This window comes from Pontibacter sp. GD7 (assembly GCF_058216375.1).
Map to the genome: position 1 here is coordinate 183,389 of NZ_JBYZMP010000005.1, position 17,951 is coordinate 201,339.

The following is a 17,951-nucleotide window of genomic DNA, read 5'->3' on the forward strand; positions in this document are numbered from 1 at the left end:
GGCAAATAAACCAGGCAAGTGTGTTTTAATCGTTCACCCAGAAATTCACCTCCTCGGAAGGGCTACGATTAGGACACAAGTTTGCATTCGCTGTTATTCCTGCCGCGAGTTTTCAACTCGTGGCTTATTATGTGGCAAGCTTTCAGCTTGCGTAGGTATGCAGAAGTACAAAAGCGACTCACGCAAGCTGAAAGCTTGCCCGCATGGATAACCATGAGTTGAAAACTCGCGGTAGAAAAGCATTTTATACTTATGTCCTAAGCGTAGCCTCGGAGGGGTTAGGGGTGGGTTAATCGTAACTTGAGTTCATTCATAATTCATCACTCATAATTCATCATTCAGCATTCCCATCAACCCTTCTGCCAGCAGTTCTTCTATACCGATGCCATTAGACGCATGTGCTATGGTGTTGCAGGTGATAACCTGAGCTGCGCCGGCTTGTAAAAGTTCTTGGTAAGCATTGCCGGCAAAAATGGCATGTACCCCAATGCAAACAGGTTTATGGCTACTCAGCTTTTTCAGGTGCAGCACAGTTTCAATCATAGTATGCGCCGTGGATATAATGTCATCAACCAGAACGGGAGTATGGCTGTGATACTGGTCCATGTGGGGGTTGCTTACCTGTACTTCCGTATCGCTGAGGCGAGTTTTTGAAAGTATGATGTAAGGTGCATCTGCCAGGTCTGCCACTTCCTTTACCCACTGCATGCTTTCCTCATCCGGTCCGATGAGCAGGGGCTGGGGCAGGTGCTTTTTTATCCAGGAGGCAACTAAAGGGGCTGCATGCAGCGCAAGCGCCGGTATAGTATAGAGTTCGTGCATATGATGGAACCGGTGCAGGTGCGGATCGATAGTAACCAGGCTGTCAACGGTAGTGGAAAGCAGTGCTGCAAAATGCCTGGTCGTAACGGCCTCGCCGGGGTTAAACTGTTTGTCCTGGCGCATGTAGGACAGGTAGGGCGCCGCCAGGCAAATATGTGCGGCGCCCTGTTCGCGTGCGGCACAAGCCAGGAAGTATAAAGGCAGTAGCTTTGCATCAGGCTGGTACAGTGTGCAGACAAGTATAACCTTTTTGCGTTGCACATCGGAGAGTATACGCACATAAGTTTCTCCATCCGGAAAACTCCTGATCGTGAGTTCTCCTGCCTCGGCATGCAACAAGGTGACAAGCGAAGCTGCAAGTTTTTCGTTGCCGGGCAGGGCAAAAAGTATGGTGCTCATAATGTTGCTAGTTCTACTATGTTGCCTGCGCTGTGCAGGTAGGTTACGGCATAACTTAACTCGCCCTGAGAAGCCGCGAATATCGTGAACAGGGGTTCTCCCTTTTTAACGTGCTTGCCAATCGGGGCTCTGAAAAGTATACCAGCCCCAGGCGCTCTCGGGGCTCCTGCCAGCTTTCCAACCTTTGCCAGTTTTCTGTTATCGATGCTGCGCACAATACCATCTGTAACAGCCAGTATATCATGTTGCAGCGGAGCAGGCACCGGCTCTGTAAATCCTCCCTGCGCTTCGCAGATGCGGTAAAACTTTTCCAGTGCCTGGCCGCTTTCCACTATTTCCAGCGCACGGGCTTTGCCATTGCCGGCGGGTTCAGCCCCGGCTTTCTCCAGCATAAGGCCTGCCAGCTGCACAGCGCGTTCTTTCAGGTCGGCTGGGGCATCGGGTTCGTTTCGCAGCACCGAAAGCACATCTATTGCCTCCAGGGCAGGGCCGATACCACGGCCGACTGGCTGTGAGCCGTCCGTGATCAGCACCTCAACCTCCATCCTGATCGCCAGGCCAACAGCCCGCAGGTAATATTCAAGTAAAAATGCCTCCTCTCTTGTTCTGACCTTGGCTGTTTCGCCCACCGGTATATCAATTACAACGTGCGTGGAGCCGGCCGCCGCCTTTTTAGATAAAACTGAGGCTATCATCTGGCCAGCGCTGTCAACGTCCAAGGCCTTTTCCACGGATATGATCACGTCGTCCACGGGGCTGAGTTTTACGGCACCGCCCCAGGCCATGCAGCCCCCTTCTTTCTGTACTACTTCCTGTATCTTTTCAAGGGAAAGGTTCACCGGGGTCATGGTCTCGATCACATCGGCGGTACCTGCCGGAGAAGTAATGGCCCTGGAGGAAGTTTTGGGTATGATCAGGCCTGCAGCTGCCACGATGGGGACTACAATGGGTGTTGTACGGTTGCCAGGGAGCCCGCCCACGCAATGCTTGTCCACGATCAGAGGGGCATCCCAATGCAGGGTTGCCCCTGAGTTTATCATGGCCTGTGTCAGGTAAATTACCTCATCAAGAGCCAGGTTGTCTCCGGAGCAGACCGTTACAAATGCGGCTATCTCTATTTTAGAGTAGAGGCCACGGCGAATGTCGGTGATGATGCGCTGAATAGCTGGCTCATTTAATTTTCTGCCAAACATCTTGGCCCGTACCTCACTAAACGAAAGTATAGGCTGTACATGGGTCACGGTGATCAGGTCGCCTTCCTGTGCGGCGAGGTTCTGAAAGCCGGCTTCCGATAAACCGGCCTCGCCTTCGTCGATCAGGTCAGAGGTGATGACGTTGAGGGTGGCGATTATACTATTGGCACCATAATTCACAGCTACCCGGGTATTAGCAGTAAAGCCCTCTGAGCGGCATACAGGGGAGTCGGACCGCATAAAAATGATGTTCTCGGTATGCGTGTCGATGCCGAGCCTCCTAAGCCGAACTATGTTGCTGTCTGGTTTGAGCATCTTAATTACCGCATAGTCTTTCTACTTCCTGTAATACCTCTTCAGCTTTATGGTCCCGTATGCCGGCTTGCTCTAACAGGACCCTGTTTTGCAGCAGCTCTTTGCACAGCACAATGTTCTGGTTAAGCAGGTGTTGCTTTTCTGATTTGCTAAGGGTAGTAAGGCATGTAAGCGGGTAAAGCGCAAAGCTGTCCACCATGTCTTTGATGCCTCCATTGCGGGGGTAATCCCAGCCCACGAGGCGCAGGTTCATGCAGCTGGCATAACGCACTGCATCGTCAGTAAAGCGGGTGTTGGTAACCACCCACGCCTGATGAAAGCGGATCTCATACTCCTGTTCTGTGGGCCATACTTTCTCAACATCCTTAAACCTCGACTGGATGTACATGGGCACTTTTACATCGGATTTGTTATGGTGCATGTTGTGATACTTACACTCGATCATATAACGTTCGCCATCTTTTATCGCTACCACGTCTATCTCATGCCGCACACATTGCCCGTCCACAAACACCCCGATCTCAGTGGCATAACCTTGCACTTTCAGAAGCTCTGCTACAAACTTTTCGAAGGGAAATCCGGAGGGGCCCAGTTTCATGATCCCCTGTTTCAGGCTATACCTGGCCGCCGTGGTTTTTGACAGTTTCTTAAGTATGGAAAAAGCATGCTTGTAGATTTTCCTGGTGGTGATGCCTTCGTAAAGTATAGGCTCCAGTTGTGCCATCACCTCCTGCACTAGTTCATCGCTGGCACCAGCCCGGAGCAGTGAGAGCCTTAGCTTACCCGCAGAAAAAAGTGCCTGCTCTCCGGACGATTTCGTTACGATCAACTTCTCCAGGGTTTGGGTCATATATCTGGTCTTTTTTGTCCTCTGAAATATAGCTTTTTAAGCCCTCAGTATAAGAGCCTGTTTAGCGTTTATTAAAATCCATACTGCCTGCCCTTGCTGCGTGTTTTCACCAGCAAGTATAATAGCCAGTGATTTATATTATTGGTGAAAAACACCAACAATGGCGGGTTCGATTTCTTTTAGCCAAAACCCTAAACAGCTTCTAATCTATACTTCAGACTTCCTTATCTAAACCTGCAGCAATTTTACATTACCGGTCCTTTAATTCTGAGTAGCTATCCAGCTTATACTTTACAGGTAATGAGTCCCAGCTGAGTCTTTCACTGATAGTACGTTAGCGGAACATGAACTTGTTCAGGTAGTCCCTAAAAGAAGGAGTATAGGTGCCATGTAAAACTACTGGAGACATTGGTTTTGAAAACCTCACCGACCAGTAAGCGTTGATTTCTAAGAAGTGTTTACACCATTCCGGAGATGTGCGTAAGAAGTATAAACCCATCTTTTGAAGTATAAATTGTTAACTCTATTCGCAGCTGAAAATGGAGGTTAGAAGTATACATAACCACACAAGCATGAAAAGTACAGTTACTATTCTGATTATTGCGGTACTCTCGGCAGCACTGGCCATTGCCGGTTACAGATTTTTTGATGAAAGGCAGAATATTACGCCGCCGGAGGGGCAGCAGGTTTTGTTTACAGGCAGGTCGGTGGCAAGCAGTTCTTCTGCAGGAAACCCTGATTTTGTACGTGCCGCGGCCATGGTTACGCCGGCTGTTGTGCACATAAACACCACTTTTGCCGGCACTGGTAACAACATTGTGTACGACTTTTTCGGAAATGCCCAGCGTGTTCCTCCATCCCGCGGTTCGGGTTCAGGTGTGCTTATTTCTCAGGACGGCTATATTGTAACCAATAACCACGTGATAGAGAATGCTTCGGCAATTGAAGTGGTGCTACCCGACAAGCGCAGCTTTGAAGGTAAGCTTATCGGCAGGGACCCCAGTACAGACCTGGCGCTGATAAAAGTGGAGGGCAAGAACCTGCCGGTGGTTCCGCTAGGCGACTCAGACAGTGTACAGGTAGGAGAGTGGGTACTGGCGGTTGGGTATCCTTATTCACTCAATTCTACAGTTACGGCTGGTATTATAAGCGCCAAAGGCAGGAGCATTGGTATACTTAACCAACCCAGCCAGGATTATTATACCGACCCCGACGAAGTGAGTGCCAACACGGCCATCGAATCTTTTTTGCAGACTGACGCCGCCATTAACCCCGGAAACAGTGGTGGTGCGCTGGTAAACTCCGATGGTTTGCTTATCGGTATTAACGCTGCCATTGCCTCACGCACGGGCAGCTATGCCGGATACGGTTTTGCCATACCCGTTAACCTGATGCGAAAGATCGTGTCGGACTTCAGAAAGTATGGCGAAGTTAGGCGTGGCTACCTTGGGGTAAGTTTTCCGTCGCCAGCGGTGGAAGATGAAATACTGAAACAGCGCGGCATTGATCCGGCTAATATTAAAGGCGTTTACATTATCGGGGTACAACCAGGCAGCGGTGCAGCTGCAGCAGGCCTGAAAGAAGGCGATGTGATACAAAGTATAAATGGTGTCAAGGTTGGTTCTTCTTCAGAGCTTTCGGAAAGGATAGCCCGCTACAATCCCGGTGATAAGGTGCGGTTATCGTACATGCGTGATGGCAAAGAGCGTAAAGCCAATGTTGAGCTAAAAGGAGAGGAAAGTGAAAGTGCCGTGGCTGCCGGAGAGGACTCCGAAAGTGCCCTGGCCGCGAAGCTGGGAGCCTCGTTTGCTCCTGTTCCAAATGCTATTAAACAACGTTACCGCCTGCGTGGTGGGGTGTATGTAACTCAAGTGCAGCGTGGTGGTTTCTTCGAGATGGCAGGTATACCAAAGGGCTCTATTATTACAAGTATAAACGGCGTATCGGTAAGCAGCCTTGCGGACATGAACAAAGCGTTAAAGGCCTCCCGTAACAACATGGTTCGCGTGGTTGGGGTAACACCGGATGGCACTGGATTTGTGTTTAGCTTTCCGCTGGGTGCATAAGTAGTTCGAGGCTTAGTAAAGACTCGACATTACTTGTTAGTCACGAATCTGGAGATTTGCGCCAGGATAAGTTACAACTTAACAATCCTAGATTTGGCTTACCCGGGCAAAGCACAAGCCTGAAGCCAAACACAGGAGGCCCTATAAACCCTATACTTTTGAGTCCGTAAAAAATACTGGACCATAATTATTTGATGATTGTGGTTGTATATCAGTTACTTATGTTTAACTTTAAAACTATGAAGTCATGGCAAACTTAACTAGAAGAAATCAGGGTTCGTCTTCGCCATCGAGATCCGATTTTGGCGATTTCTTCTCTGATATCGATCGCTTCTTTAACAACGACTTCTTCCTGATGCCAATGCAGATGCGCAGACAAATGGAAAGCAGTATGCCTGCCGTTAACATCCGCGACAAGGAGAAAGAATACCTCATCGAGGTGGCTGCTCCGGGCATGAAAAAGGAAGACTTTAACATTGATATGGAAGAAGGCATGCTGACCATAAGCAGCCAGAAAGAGGAGGAAAAGTCCGAGGACAAGGACGATTTCAAAAGACGTGAGTATAACTACAGCTCTTTCAGCCGCTCCTTCAGCCTGCCAGACAATGTGAAGCCTGAGGATATAAAAGCACGTTACGAAGATGGTGTGCTGAAACTAACTGTTCCAAAGAGAGAACAACAGGATAAGCCCAAAAAGAAAATAAAGATAGACTGAGTGAAAGAGATAAGCCGTAACACGCGCTGGTATTACGGCTTATCATACTTTCCGCAGACAGAATTAGCGATGATTCAGGGCTTTTAAAAGTTATGTTCTGCTGTTCGGGATATCAAGATTTAAAAAACCTTTACCATGGAAACGCTAGTAATCTTGTCTGTTTTGGCCTTGTATGGCCTTGGCTATATGTTATACTACATGTATGCCAAAAAATCCTTTTAACCCGGGATAACTTACCATTGCTTACAAAACATGAGGTTTAAAGTATAAACCTCCTGCCATTATTCTCCTTTTACTGTATGCGCACTCTGGCTTTTTACGAAGCCTGATTTGGTTGGTGCCTCAGCAGCAGCCACTCCAAAGCCTCCTCCTCCGAGAAGAAATAGTTCGGCATGTACAGTTTGCTGTTCTCTTTAATTTTCTGGTCTATGGTTTCGGTAACCAATTGCTGCAGGGTGTTCTCTGATGACACAACGGCTATTCTGCTGAGATTCGTCTCAGTGATTATACTGCACATTTGCTGCATTACCCAGCCTTGGTCCTGCACCGATAGCACACCCAGGTTCTGATTGTTTACCATAAATTTATCGAGGTGCTGCTCTCTTATAAGCTGACCCACTTTCTCTATGCCATACCTGAACTCAGGGCTATTAACCTGCTTTAACCAGCGCAGCGAGATCAAGCCATTGCAGCTGTCTACGCTTATCCGCAGATAATCCGTTTCGCAAATTAGCACCGGTGATCCCTCAGTGGCATTATCCATACTTTCAGGTTCAGCGGTTTTAGTTGTATTTGTTTTAACAGCGACTATCTGCTGCATCAGTCCCCGCAGATACTGCATGTCTGTATCAAGGCTGATATCGCACAGGTGATGTGCGTTAGTAGATTCCTGGTACGCATCTTCAAACAGCCATTCCTGTGCCGCAGGTGCGGTGGTAAACATGCTTATCTGGTAGGGCATGTCCTGGGCGCTTTGTATTATTTGTTCATAGGCCTCCGTTTGCCCAAAATCAGCTGGGAATATTCTGGCGCACCGTTGTAGTGCAGTGTTTTTCAATGCCTTTTTAAGGAAATTGGCGGTACACATCTGGTCCTGTAGGGGAAGAGTGCCCACTTTAGAAAAATCTGTTAAAGCATACTGAACATGCAGGGTAGTTATGCTTAGCGCAATCATCCGGATACCGTGGCGGTACTCGTTGCTACTGACCGGGCGCAGCCAATTTGCATGTAGTAGTTTCTTAGCTGGGTTAAAACTAAGAGCCAAAAAGTTTTTGCTCGACATGAGAATCAATTAAGGTTGTTTTCGTTTGCCTGTATCCAGATGATAGCCTTTACATCTGAGTGTGGCATTTATTAAGGTGGGCGCTGTAAAGTTTTGTTTCTGGAACTGTTACATATAATGTTTATGCATAGATAATTCGGTGATTATACTTTACAATATAAGTCAGTTGCAATGCCTGATATCAGAATATAACAATTATATATACTTGTCCGGCTTCACTACTGTTTACAAACTCTCATATATCTTCTTGAGTTCAAGATAATTAAAAAAACTTTACGATGCTGTGAAATTTGGTTTTATTTTTTGGAAGAGAGATAGTTATTGTATTTTACCGGTGCAGGCGGTATGTGTTGTAATTGCCCCCGCGTTAAGGTGTTATTTGCTGGAGCTCTCCAGAAGCAGCCTGCCGGCTAAACGGTAAAGTTCTATTTCGGAGCTTTTAGCCATGATGCGCAGGTTGTTGATGCGGTTTTGCGAGTTGATCAGGTTTAGCTGTGCTGTTCGTAGGTCGGTGCTGTTTATCAAACCGGTTGCGTATGCCTCCTGGCTGCGTTCAAAATTAAGCCTGGACGTTGTAAGGTCATCCTGTGCCAGTTGCAGCAAGTATAAGTTATTGCGGTAGATCTCGTAGGCGTTTCTTACATCCCGCTTCACCTGGTCTACGGCAAGGTCAAGTGCTTCGTCGGAGGCTGCCAGGGCCATGCGTGCGTTCTCTACCTGGGTGCGCTGCTGAAATCCGTTAAACAGGTTGTAGCTAAGCGTAATGGTACCCGAAAAGCCGTCGGTGCGGGAAAGGTTCAGGAAACTGGCTTCGTCTTTAATACGGTTGTAATTGTAGGCTGCATTAACATCTACACGCGGGTAATAGCCGGATCGGGCTATGTTAAGGTTAAGCCGGGCATCCTGCCGCAGGTACTCTGCCAACAGCAGGTTGCTGTTAACGGCCATGGCTTCTGCGAGTAATACTTCCAGTTGCAGGTCACGGTTCAGCGCTATTTCTTCTTCCACTGCCATACTTGCCTCTGGTTCACGGCCAAGCAACAGGTTCAGGTTTCGGAGTGCGTTCCGGTAATCTGCCACAGTGCTCAGGTAAAGGGTGCTGTCGGCATTCAGGTCTACTTTTGCGTTGAGTACGTCCAGTTTGGTGATGGTCCCGAATTCATACTTTATATTCACCCGGTTGTAGCGCTCCCTGCTAATTTCCATGGCCTCACGGTTTATTTCCAGCAACTGCTGCAGGCGTGCGGCCTCCAGGTACTGAATAACTGCCTGTAGCAGGGTGTTTTCGATGGTAAGCCTGGCCTGTACATTACCGATCCGGCTCAGGTTCTGGAGTGAGTTGAACTGGTAGTAACTGCCAAGCCCGTTAAAGACGTTGTAGCTAAGCACCACTGCCCCGTTTAAAGTAGATGAGGCTGCGTTTTGCCTGTTGATGGACTCGATCTGTGGATTGATGAAAGAAGTCTTTACATCGCGGATACTTTTAGTATAACTACCCTGCAGCGAGAGGGAAGGCAGCAAACCGGCATTGCCCAGCGTAACGTTGTTCTCGCTTAAGGCAGCTTCTATGCGAGATACCCGGATGTTGTGGTTCTTCTCCAGGGCAGTAAGTATGGCTTCTTCTAAGGTAAGTACCTGCACCGTATCCTGCACCTGCGCAATGGCCACGTTGCTGCATAGCCAAAGTATAAAACCGGTCAGAATGCTATGCTTTTTCATACTTCTCCCTGTTTCGTTTGTCTTTTACGGCGCGCTCCACGTCTTCCGGCTCAGGTTTATGGCCTGTCCAGAGGTAGGTGGCGTATACTTTGGCCCTGTTTGTAGCTATCAGGAACACAGGCAGGATGGTGGCAATAAAAAAAGACCCGACCAGCAATCCGTAGGCCACGGTGGCTGCCATCGGTATCAGGAACTGCGCCTGAAAACTTGTCTCAAATATTAGCGGTCCCAGGCCGGCGGCGGTTGTGATGGTAGTTAATACCAATGGCCTGAACCTGGATAAACCTGTTTCTTTGAGCGCCTGCTCATACTTTACCCCGTTCCGCAGCTTGTCATTAAGGGTGTTGGTAAATACAAGCCCGTCGTTCAGCAAAATGCCTATCAGCGCCACAAATCCAAGTATGGAAAGCACGCTTACAGGCAGGCCGTGGATATAGTGGCCCCAAATGGCACCAATTAGACCGAAGGGCAGCATCAGTATAAGTGATATAGCCTGAGCATACGATTTGAATGTGAAAATGAGCATGGCCAGCATCAGCAGCAGAATGGGCGGACCGACCAGGCTGGCAGAATTCCCGAGCTTGGCTGTTTCACGCACCTGCCCCTCCAATGTGTAGTCTATACTTGGGTGCCTGGAAAGTATGCCGGGCAGCACGTCCCGGGTCACTTCCGAGATCACATCCACAGACGATACCTCAAGGCTTGCCACATCCGCATCCACGCGTATCTCACGGCGTCCGTCTCGGTGGTTAATGGCGATCGGCCCCTGCTGTTCCTCAATATCAACGAGTTGCTCGAGTGGGAGAGACCTGCCATCGGGTGTGCGTATGCGCATTTCCCGTAGCTGTTCCCTGTTTGCCCGGTCCTGGAGGTCGTAGCGTACCCATACTTTCACCTCATCGTCGCCACGCTGTAGCCGCTGCGCCTCCTGCCCGAAGAAACCGTTGCGCACCTGCGCTATTACCTGCAACGGGTTCAGGCCCAATAATTTTGCCTGCTCGTTCAGGGTTATACTTACTTCCGGTTGGCTCTCCTGGAAATTGTCCACCACGTCTTTCACGGTTTCCATGTTGCGCAGGGATGTCTTCAATTCCTCAGAGGCAAGCCGCAGTTCTTCGTAATTGCTGGATGAAAGTGAAATGGAGATGGGCTTGCCAAAGGCGGACGTAGTCTCGAAGGCGAGTTTGCGGGCACTTGGTACCGGGCCAACTTTTTCGCGCAGGTCGCTGGCAATCTTAAAGCTCCGTAAGGTTCTGTTTTCGGCGGGTGTTAAGTATACAATGGCAGAGGCCGTGTTGCGGGTAGGGCCAACGGTTATCTCCACGTCCTCGATCACGTCCTTCACCTCAGCTTCCTCGTCCTGCTTAAACTGCTGCCGGTAATCCTGGTTTAAGTCCCTTGCCGCAACGGCTATTCTCTTAATGGTGTTTTCCGTGATCGTGTCGTTGGTGCCGGCTGGCAGTTCCAGTACCACGTTTATGGAGTTGGTCTCGATGTTGGGGAAGAAAACTGTGCGCACCACTTTAGAGCGTACGGCCCCGATCGTGAAAATAAACAGGCCGAGGACTACCAGGAAATAAAAGATCTTGTGCCTGATGATAAAATTTAGCAGGGGTTTATACCCGTTGTCGCGCACCCAGAACATGACGTTAGCCACCTTTTCCTTCACCGCGTTTGGTTTGTAGTTCCGGTCCAGGTCTTTGCTGTGGGCAAGGTGTGCAGGCAGAAAAAACATCACCTCCACCAGCGATACCCCCAGTGCACTGATCACCACAAACGATACATCGGAGAAGTACTCACCCAACTGCCCTTCAATAAAAAAGAAAAAGGCAAACCCGATAGAGGTGGTGGTAAGCGCCGATAAGATGGATGGCAGTACCTCCAGGGTACCGTTCACGGCGGCTTTTAAGGGTGGTTCCCCGTCTTCATAGTGCTGGAAGATATTCTCACCTACCACAATGCCGTCATCCACCAGTATACCGATCACCAGTATCATCCCGAAAAGCGAAAGTACATTGATGGTAATGCCAGCCAGGTTTGCCAGAATGATCATCCCCAGAAAGGAGATGGGTATGCCGATGGCCACCCAGAACGCAAGCCGAAGGCGCAGGAACATACCCAACAACAGCACCACCAGAAAGCCACCGATCAAACCATTCTTTTCGAGGAGCCCGATACGCTCGCGCAGGTTTACGGTAGCGTCATCAACGAGTGTGGCTTTTACTTGTTCGTTGCGTGCGTTAAAAACTTCGATGTAGTTGCGGACAAAGGCGGCGGCTTGCAGTATGTCTTCCTGGTTCAGGGTACTGATGGTAAGCAGCACGGCGGGTTTTCCGTTAAAGAACGCCCTGTTTGTGGTTTCCTCGAATTTGTCTTTTACCTCGGCCACATCGCGCAGCCGCACCAGGCGCCCATCGGGCAGCCCCTTCACTACAATGTCCTCCAGTTTCTGGGCGTAGTATGCTTTGTTATCCACCCTGATGATGACATCTTTCTCAGCCCCTTTTATAGTGCCACCGGTTACCTCGATGTTGGCAGCCCTTACAGCGTTTGCCAGGTCTTCGAAGGAGAGGCCGTAGCTACGGAGCAGGTCTTCGCGTGCGGCCACTTCTATCTCTTCGGGTGTGTAACCGGTTATGGCGATCTTTGAAATTTCGTCGGAGGTTCGCAGGTCGTCTTCTGCCTGTTGTGCTTTCTCTTTTAGCGCCTGAAGGGGCACATTACCGCTCAGGGCTACTTTGGCTGTAAAATTCAGGATCTCCTGCTTGTACACTACTACACGCTCCATACCCTGCGGGAAAGAGCTGATCTGGTCCACGGCGTTTTTTACATCCTGCAGCACAATGTCGGGGTCGGCGGTGGAGAGCAATTCTAACTGTATGCTGGCGGCGTTCTCCGAGGAAGTAGACGTAACCCTGTCGATGCCGCTGACACCCTGCAGGTTTTCCTCAATTTTAAGCGTGATGCCTTCTTCTACTTCTTCAGGGGATGCACCTGGGTAGACAGCCTCTACGATAATGAACTTTGTTTTTTGCTTGGGAAAGAAGGAGGAGGTAAGGTTAAGCGCGCTCAGGTACCCGAAGATCACGATGAGCAGGATCGTCAGGTTGATCAGGACTTCGTTGCGTATGAAAAAAGCGATGATCCGGCGCATAGGTTATTGCTTTAGCTGGTATGTAACTTTTGTGCCATTGAACGCTGCGTTCTCATTTGTCTGCATTATCAGAGCGCCTTCGGGCAAACCACCAAGTATAACTTCATCGGATGAGAACTTTAGCACTTCTGCGGGTTTCAGTAAAGCTGTGCTATCCTGTATCACATAAATGCTGCTACCGTTTACCAACACATCCCTTGGCAGCTTGACGGCGTTGTCAAACTCCTGCGCTTTTATCTTTCCCCTCAGGTACATGCCGGCTTTCAGGTCGGGGTGGCTTACCTGTATGTACACCAGCACGGTTTGGGTTTCGTTGTCGATGCTTGCGTTTATGCGGCTAATGCGGCCGGTATAGGTTACTTCGGAGTTAGGCACCTGCAACTGCACCTGGTCTCCTTTTTTAATATACTGTAGTTCCGAGGGGCTTATGGCAGCTTCAAGTTCGTAGACATCAGTCTTAATGAATTCCCCCAGTTTCTGGCCTACACGTACCAGGGTACCTTCGTTGATCAGGGCCTCAGTTAAAGTGCCGTCAAACGGTGCCCGGATAATGTAGTTGCGCAGTTGGGTTTCCTGTTCTTTTAAAGCGTAGTACTGGCTGTACACGTTTCGTCCCGTCAGAAAAAGCTGCTGCCGGTCTGTTGTAACTTTTGGCAGTGGCGGCAGCGGCCTGTTCACATTAAAGTTCACCAGATAGTCACGCCATGGCTCATAAATCTCAGGAAAATCGATCTTCAGGTCCGGCACCACCTGCGCCAGAACATTCAGGAAAGCACTTTTACTACTGATCAGGCGCTGCTGGGCTTCGTCTGCGTCGATCTGCACCAGCACTTCGCCCTTTCGGTAATCGTATCCTACTTTAAAGGGGGTGCCCCTGTCTATAAAAATACCACCCACCTCGGCAAAAATCTCGATCCTGTCTTTGGGGATGACCCGGCCTGTAAGCGTTACATAACTCTGAACTGTACCTGGGGTTACCTGCTGTACCTCCACGTATACTTTCTCCTGCCGTGGCGGACCTTCTTCCTGTTCCTCTTCGCCTAGCCTTGAAGAGAGAAATATAGCCAGTGCCAGAATAACAAATCCCGCTACAATATAAATTTGCCTGCGCTTCATACAACATAAAACGATTTAATGCCTTCATTGTTAAGTAACAATACTAATTGTGAGTTAAGGGCAATGCTGGCTGGATGAAGTATGAATTATAATTCATGGAATAGGGTTAGTACCTTAGTATAAAATTCAAGTTGTGTTTTATGATAAACCAGGCAGGTGTAAACCCAATGCCGTCAATTTAAGAGCTTTGTAATGCTGGTTCGGACATCCTTGTCCGAATCTTTTTCTGCTGCGGACTTCCTAGTCCGCGCATTACAGTAACACGGGGATTAGGAAATCCCCGTCAGAAAGCTTCCGGACTGAGAAGTCCGAAAGAGCTGTTTCCTAAAATTGACGGCATTGGGAGTAAAGCCACCCCTGCACCCCTCCAAGGAGGGGTGAGTAAATCGCAACTTGAATTAAAAAATATACTTTAGTATGGACCTGACAGAAAAAGAATTTGACCAGAAGTTTGCGGAAACACTGGATGCTTTGTTGCAAGCTATGGCAGACAACGAAGAGGTAGACGTGAACAAATTTTACAGCATGGCCTGCATTTTGGAGAACATCAGGTTCTTTAGTCCGGTGCTGTATGGGGTGCTGCTTGTCTCGAAGAAGAACTAGCTATACTTTGTGCTGTATAGTGATAGTGTACTCTTACACAAAGTAATTAAACACAGTAAGCTCTGAACGTGCAAAAAAGCGGAAGGGCAGCGTAGAGGTTCCAAAGCCTCTGGACACATACAGGTAAGGTGGTTTGTCGTTGTACCAGCCGTTTACATAGTTGCCGGATCTGGGTGGCAAAACCGGCACGTAACCCGGTAACCTGACCTGCCCGCCGTGCGTGTGGCCGGCAAAAACATAATCTATACTTAGCCTGTTGTCCTGGTTTCTTTTACTGTTTATTTTCTCCAGTTCTTCTATCGCATGCTCGTGGTGTAGCGGGTTATGCACCAGCAGTATGTGGTTTTCTTCTGCGGGAATGTCATCTACGGCTTTGCTCAGGTTGCTCTGTCCTCTCATTAAATCATCCAGGCCGGTTACCATCAGGCGGGTGTCTCTTATTTCGTATACTTTCGATTCGTTCACCAGCAAGTTGCAGTTATACTTTTCCAGCATTTTCCGGAGCTGGCTTATACTTGTCTCAGCCTCGTAATCGTTGTTCCCCGGCACGGCCACTTTCCGTATACTTTGCTGCAGCATTTCAAAAAAACGGCGGGCTGTTTCCAGCTTTCCACCAGAGTCCAGAATATCGCCGGTGATGAGCAGGAGGTCAGGGTGCAGTTCGTTTATTGTACCAGCCAGCTTTTCATACTGTGGTAGGACCCTGTGCTTAAAGTGCAGGTCGGTTACCAGTGCCAGTTTCATGCTTTTGCCGCCATCTTTCCTGCCAATGTCAAATTGCTTTATCTCAAAAAAGTATTTCTCCAGAAACAGGGCATCCAGCAATACGCCTAATGCCGCCGCCGATGCCAGTGTTGCTCCCAGGTAGAGTAGGTTCTTTTGCTTCATGTGTTTGGGTGCTTCATTCGTGCTATTATACTTTGCTACCATTTTACATGTTTCTAACGTACATGGTCTGGTTACGCAACAAGTGTATACGTTACCTTGATAATCGTTTAACCCTAAGCAGGTGTAATGACAAGTAAGATCAAAGCGAATAGTCGGCCCCTAAATAAATCCTTGAAAGAGTATGCCCGTGGCATTGCCGGGGGTCTGCTCTTCAGCTTTCCGCTTTTATATACCATGGAAGTATGGTGGGCCGGTTTTATTGCAGCGCCATCAGACCTGATGCTCCTCATCCTGTTCACGTATCTTCTTTTACTGGGTTATAACCGTTTTGCTGGCATGCACCCGGATGTTTCATGGGTAAGCGTGTTTGTTGATTCGGTAGAGGAGTTGGGGATAGGTTTTCTGGTATCGTCGGCTATACTTTTCATGCTGGGCAGGCTGGAGCCAGCCACTATGTCTGTTGATGAGATGATGGGGAAGATAATTATTGCGGCGATGGCGGTGTCCATAGGTGTGTCCATTGGTACCGCTCAACTGGGCACTGAGGACGACGACGATAAAGATAGCAGGCAAAGCAAAGAACGCAGGTCTAAGACGGGTGTCTTTATACTGGCGGTATGCGGTGCAGTTATAGTTGGCAGTAACGTGGCGCCCACCGAAGAGATCGTGCTCATTGCCATTGGTGCCAGCCCATTACAGGTGCTGTTAATGGCGGTTGCATCGCTGGGCCTGAGTGTTCTGGTGGTTTTCTTTAGCAACTTTAAAGGTTCCGCGGGCAGTTACAGTGGCAATCTGGTGTTTGACATCACATTTGATACGTGTATCAGTTACCTGTCAGCCCTGGCTGCCTCGGTATTCATACTTTGGTTCTTTGGCCGTTTCGATGGCGTGAGTTTCTGGATCGGCTTTGCTCAGGTAATTGTGTTGGGTGTGGTTGCCATACTTGGTGCCTCTGCAGGCCGGCTTCTAATTAAATAAGTGCGTTCTAAAATGGATAACACATCAGAGAATAAAAAAGACAAACACAAGGATGAGAAGAATTGGCTGGAGTGGCTGGTGTTTTCTGTTTGCCTGACACTGGTTCTGGCTATACTTGGCTACCTGGTATATAAAACCTACACACACCAGCCTACACCGCCAGACCTGGTCATTCACAGTAAATTTGACCCGGCACCCAATGCACCAAACCGCTATCATGTGCAACTAGACAACAAGGGGGGGACGACTGCGGAGGAAGTTATCGTGGAGTTAAGCTTAATAAAGGATGGGGAGCAACTGGAACACGCCCAGCTTGAGATCCCGTTCGCTCCTCAGGCTTCGCAACGGGAAGGTTGGGTAGGCTTCCGGAGTGCACCTGCCGCCTCAGACTCAGTAGTGACCCGTGTTGTAAGCTACAAAAAGCCATAGTTATTCAAAGCGAATATCTGATCAAAAGTATTTTTTACCATTCATTCTGGATAAACGTACATCTATTTTTAAAATATTCTTCCGGTTCTTTAAAGTTGTCTAATCAAGGTTAAAAGATATCTATGAAATCTATTCAAATGACTCAATCAAACTCTATTTTGAGAGTGGCAGGCAGCGATACTACCAGAAGTATGGATTTGAAAGATGTCAGGGTGACCTACTGGCCTGCTTCTGGCAAGCCCATCATACTAACTGTGTTTGATGAAAAAGATATACCTATTTATACAACAGAACTTGGCCGTGATATTGCAGAAAAAGATGGCTCCATTAAGATAGGAGAGAAGTTCGTTTTCTATGATCACATATCCATACATCTAAAATCTCAAAATGAAGATGATGCTTTCAGTTTACACTTGAATTTTGAATGAGTTATACATTTTCATTTATTAAACAGGAGCATGCCCTTAGAATATCTTGTCGCTGTAAAGAGCCATCATCACAAAGAAACTTGACTAAATGAGAGAGGGCAAAGAGCAAAACAAGGATGCTGAAAGAGAGGAAGTAGTTGGATCGCCATCTGCCAGGGCTATACATGATGTTATTTACAGAGAAGCTGAATCTGAGTTAGAGCGGCCTACTGGCAATTTGTTCTGGTCCGGGCTTGCGGCAGGTCTGTCAATGAGTTTATCGATGCTGGTAGAAGGTGTACTGGAGGCGTATCTACCGGATTCGGAGTGGTCTGTGCTGGTTTCTAGCTTTGGGTACTGTATGGGTTTTGTGATTGTGATACTTGGGAAGCAGCAGCTTTTTACTGAGAACACACTTACCCCGATTCTACCACTTCTGCACCATAAATCCATGCTCAAATTCTGGGGGGTGATTCGATTGTGGGGTGTCGTGTTGTTCTCCAATCTGCTGGGAACGTTTCTCGTAGTTCTGGTTGTTGCGCATTCCTCAGCTTTCAGCAAAGAAGCACTGCATGAGTTTGAGAAACTCGGGCTCATGGCAATGGAACCAGGTTTTGGTACCGTTTTACTAAGAGGTATTTTCGCAGGCTGGCTGATTGCCCTGATGGCTTGGTTGATGCCGCATGCAGGCTCCGCGCGTGTCTGGATCATCATACTCGTAACTTATATTGTGGCTATCGGGCATTTCAGTCACGTAATTGCCGGTTCCATGGAAACGTTCACGCTTGCTGCCATGGAGTTGGTACCCTGGAGTGAGGTCCTGATCAACTATACTTTGCCTGCTTTGGTCGGAAATATACTGGGTGGCGTTGTGCTGGTTGCCGCTATCAATCACGCCCAGTCAACAAGTAATAAGAGCGCTTAAAATACCTTAAATCAACTTTCTCAGAAGTTGTTAAGTAGAAATTAACTTTCAATACTCTTGTGAATTGTTTAACTTAAAGCATCAGGAACC

At 48.4% G+C, this 17,951-nt stretch carries 15 protein-coding genes; 7 read left to right on the forward strand and 8 right to left on the reverse strand.

Annotated features, from left to right (window positions below; genetic code table 11):
- Positions 1-324: 324 nt before the first annotated feature.
- From AC4BAP_RS09930 to AC4BAP_RS09940, 3 genes are read right to left on the reverse strand one after another with little or no spacing between them, the layout of a single operon-like run.
- Positions 325-1,221 (reverse strand): ribose-phosphate pyrophosphokinase, encoded by an 897-nt coding sequence (locus tag AC4BAP_RS09930; RefSeq protein WP_490582487.1) that lies wholly within the window; start codon positions 1,219-1,221, stop codon positions 325-327.
- Positions 1,218-2,729: a thymidine phosphorylase family protein gene (locus AC4BAP_RS09935; RefSeq protein WP_490582488.1), complete on the reverse strand. Its 1,512-nt coding sequence runs from the start codon at positions 2,727-2,729 to the stop codon at positions 1,218-1,220. The genes AC4BAP_RS09930 and AC4BAP_RS09935 overlap by 4 nt, the downstream gene beginning before the upstream one ends.
- Position 2,730: 1 nt before the next feature.
- Positions 2,731-3,579 carry a restriction endonuclease gene (locus tag AC4BAP_RS09940; RefSeq protein WP_490582489.1) on the reverse strand — a complete coding sequence of 283 codons (849 nt, stop codon included), beginning with the start codon at positions 3,577-3,579 and terminating at the stop codon, positions 2,731-2,733.
- A 572-nt stretch (positions 3,580-4,151) separates the two neighbouring features.
- Here AC4BAP_RS09940 and AC4BAP_RS09945 point away from each other — a divergent pair.
- Positions 4,152-5,645: a trypsin-like peptidase domain-containing protein gene (locus tag AC4BAP_RS09945; RefSeq protein WP_490582490.1), complete on the forward strand. Its 1,494-nt coding sequence runs from the start codon at positions 4,152-4,154 to the stop codon at positions 5,643-5,645.
- 247 nt (positions 5,646-5,892) lie between these two features.
- The gene (locus AC4BAP_RS09950; protein ID WP_490582491.1) at positions 5,893-6,360 is read left to right on the forward strand and encodes an Hsp20/alpha crystallin family protein; all 468 of its coding nucleotides are present in this window, start codon (positions 5,893-5,895) and stop codon (positions 6,358-6,360) included.
- A gap of 316 nt (positions 6,361-6,676) precedes the next feature.
- On the opposite strand, the gene AC4BAP_RS09955 is transcribed toward AC4BAP_RS09950, so the two are convergent.
- The 4 genes from AC4BAP_RS09955 to AC4BAP_RS09970 form a co-directional block, all read right to left on the reverse strand.
- Complete coding sequence (locus AC4BAP_RS09955; protein WP_490582492.1) at positions 6,677-7,624, reverse strand: hypothetical protein; 948 nt, start codon at positions 7,622-7,624, stop codon at positions 6,677-6,679.
- A gap of 393 nt (positions 7,625-8,017) precedes the next feature.
- Positions 8,018-9,361 (reverse strand): TolC family protein, encoded by a 1,344-nt coding sequence (locus AC4BAP_RS09960; RefSeq protein ID WP_490582493.1) that lies wholly within the window; start codon positions 9,359-9,361, stop codon positions 8,018-8,020.
- Positions 9,348-12,515 carry an efflux RND transporter permease subunit gene (locus AC4BAP_RS09965; RefSeq protein WP_490582494.1) on the reverse strand — a complete coding sequence of 1,056 codons (3,168 nt, stop codon included), beginning with the start codon at positions 12,513-12,515 and terminating at the stop codon, positions 9,348-9,350. The genes AC4BAP_RS09960 and AC4BAP_RS09965 overlap by 14 nt, the downstream gene beginning before the upstream one ends.
- Positions 12,516-12,518: 3 nt before the next feature.
- Positions 12,519-13,631, reverse strand: a complete 1,113-nt coding sequence (locus AC4BAP_RS09970) for an efflux RND transporter periplasmic adaptor subunit (protein ID WP_490582495.1) — start codon at positions 13,629-13,631, stop codon at positions 12,519-12,521.
- Between the two features lie 417 nt (positions 13,632-14,048).
- Here AC4BAP_RS09970 and AC4BAP_RS09975 point away from each other — a divergent pair, with 417 nt between their 5' ends.
- Positions 14,049-14,234 carry a hypothetical protein gene (locus AC4BAP_RS09975; RefSeq protein ID WP_490582496.1) on the forward strand — a complete coding sequence of 62 codons (186 nt, stop codon included), beginning with the start codon at positions 14,049-14,051 and terminating at the stop codon, positions 14,232-14,234.
- 33 nt (positions 14,235-14,267) lie between these two features.
- Here the strand turns inward: AC4BAP_RS09975 and AC4BAP_RS09980 are convergent, their stop codons facing one another.
- Complete coding sequence (locus AC4BAP_RS09980; protein ID WP_490582497.1) at positions 14,268-15,122, reverse strand: metallophosphoesterase; 855 nt, start codon at positions 15,120-15,122, stop codon at positions 14,268-14,270.
- Positions 15,123-15,248: 126 nt separating this feature from the next.
- Here AC4BAP_RS09980 and AC4BAP_RS09985 point away from each other — a divergent pair, with 126 nt between their 5' ends.
- The 4 genes from AC4BAP_RS09985 (at position 15,249) to AC4BAP_RS10000 (ending at position 17,861) form a co-directional block, all read left to right on the forward strand.
- Positions 15,249-16,100: a TIGR02587 family membrane protein gene (locus AC4BAP_RS09985; RefSeq protein ID WP_490582498.1), complete on the forward strand. Its 852-nt coding sequence runs from the start codon at positions 15,249-15,251 to the stop codon at positions 16,098-16,100.
- A gap of 12 nt (positions 16,101-16,112) precedes the next feature.
- Positions 16,113-16,529 (forward strand): hypothetical protein, encoded by a 417-nt coding sequence (locus AC4BAP_RS09990; protein ID WP_490582499.1) that lies wholly within the window; start codon positions 16,113-16,115, stop codon positions 16,527-16,529.
- Between the two features lie 122 nt (positions 16,530-16,651).
- Positions 16,652-16,957: a hypothetical protein gene (locus AC4BAP_RS09995; RefSeq protein WP_490582500.1), complete on the forward strand. Its 306-nt coding sequence runs from the start codon at positions 16,652-16,654 to the stop codon at positions 16,955-16,957.
- A gap of 88 nt (positions 16,958-17,045) precedes the next feature.
- The gene (locus AC4BAP_RS10000; protein ID WP_490582501.1) at positions 17,046-17,861 is read left to right on the forward strand and encodes a formate/nitrite transporter family protein; all 816 of its coding nucleotides are present in this window, start codon (positions 17,046-17,048) and stop codon (positions 17,859-17,861) included.
- Positions 17,862-17,951 lie beyond the last annotated feature (90 nt).

Bases quoted from the DNA above. Each gene is read 5' to 3' on its own strand.
- AC4BAP_RS09930 (WP_490582487.1), bottom strand. From the start codon at position 1,221: ATGAGCACCATACTTTTTGCCCTGCCCGGCAACGAAAAACTTGCAGCT.
- AC4BAP_RS09935 (WP_490582488.1), bottom strand. From the start codon at position 2,729: ATGCTCAAACCAGACAGCAACATAGTTCGGCTTAGGAGGCTCGGCATC.
- AC4BAP_RS09940 (WP_490582489.1), bottom strand. From the start codon at position 3,579: ATGACCCAAACCCTGGAGAAGTTGATCGTAACGAAATCGTCCGGAGAG.
- AC4BAP_RS09945 (WP_490582490.1), top strand. From the start codon at position 4,152: ATGAAAAGTACAGTTACTATTCTGATTATTGCGGTACTCTCGGCAGCA.
- AC4BAP_RS09950 (WP_490582491.1), top strand. From the start codon at position 5,893: ATGGCAAACTTAACTAGAAGAAATCAGGGTTCGTCTTCGCCATCGAGA.
- AC4BAP_RS09960 (WP_490582493.1), bottom strand. From the start codon at position 9,361: ATGAAAAAGCATAGCATTCTGACCGGTTTTATACTTTGGCTATGCAGC.
- AC4BAP_RS09965 (WP_490582494.1), bottom strand. From the start codon at position 12,515: ATGCGCCGGATCATCGCTTTTTTCATACGCAACGAAGTCCTGATCAAC.
- AC4BAP_RS09970 (WP_490582495.1), bottom strand. From the start codon at position 13,631: ATGAAGCGCAGGCAAATTTATATTGTAGCGGGATTTGTTATTCTGGCA.
- AC4BAP_RS09975 (WP_490582496.1), top strand. From the start codon at position 14,049: ATGGACCTGACAGAAAAAGAATTTGACCAGAAGTTTGCGGAAACACTG.
- AC4BAP_RS09980 (WP_490582497.1), bottom strand. From the start codon at position 15,122: ATGAAGCAAAAGAACCTACTCTACCTGGGAGCAACACTGGCATCGGCG.
- AC4BAP_RS09985 (WP_490582498.1), top strand. From the start codon at position 15,249: ATGACAAGTAAGATCAAAGCGAATAGTCGGCCCCTAAATAAATCCTTG.
- AC4BAP_RS09990 (WP_490582499.1), top strand. From the start codon at position 16,113: ATGGATAACACATCAGAGAATAAAAAAGACAAACACAAGGATGAGAAG.
- AC4BAP_RS09995 (WP_490582500.1), top strand. From the start codon at position 16,652: ATGAAATCTATTCAAATGACTCAATCAAACTCTATTTTGAGAGTGGCA.
- AC4BAP_RS10000 (WP_490582501.1), top strand. From the start codon at position 17,046: ATGAGAGAGGGCAAAGAGCAAAACAAGGATGCTGAAAGAGAGGAAGTA.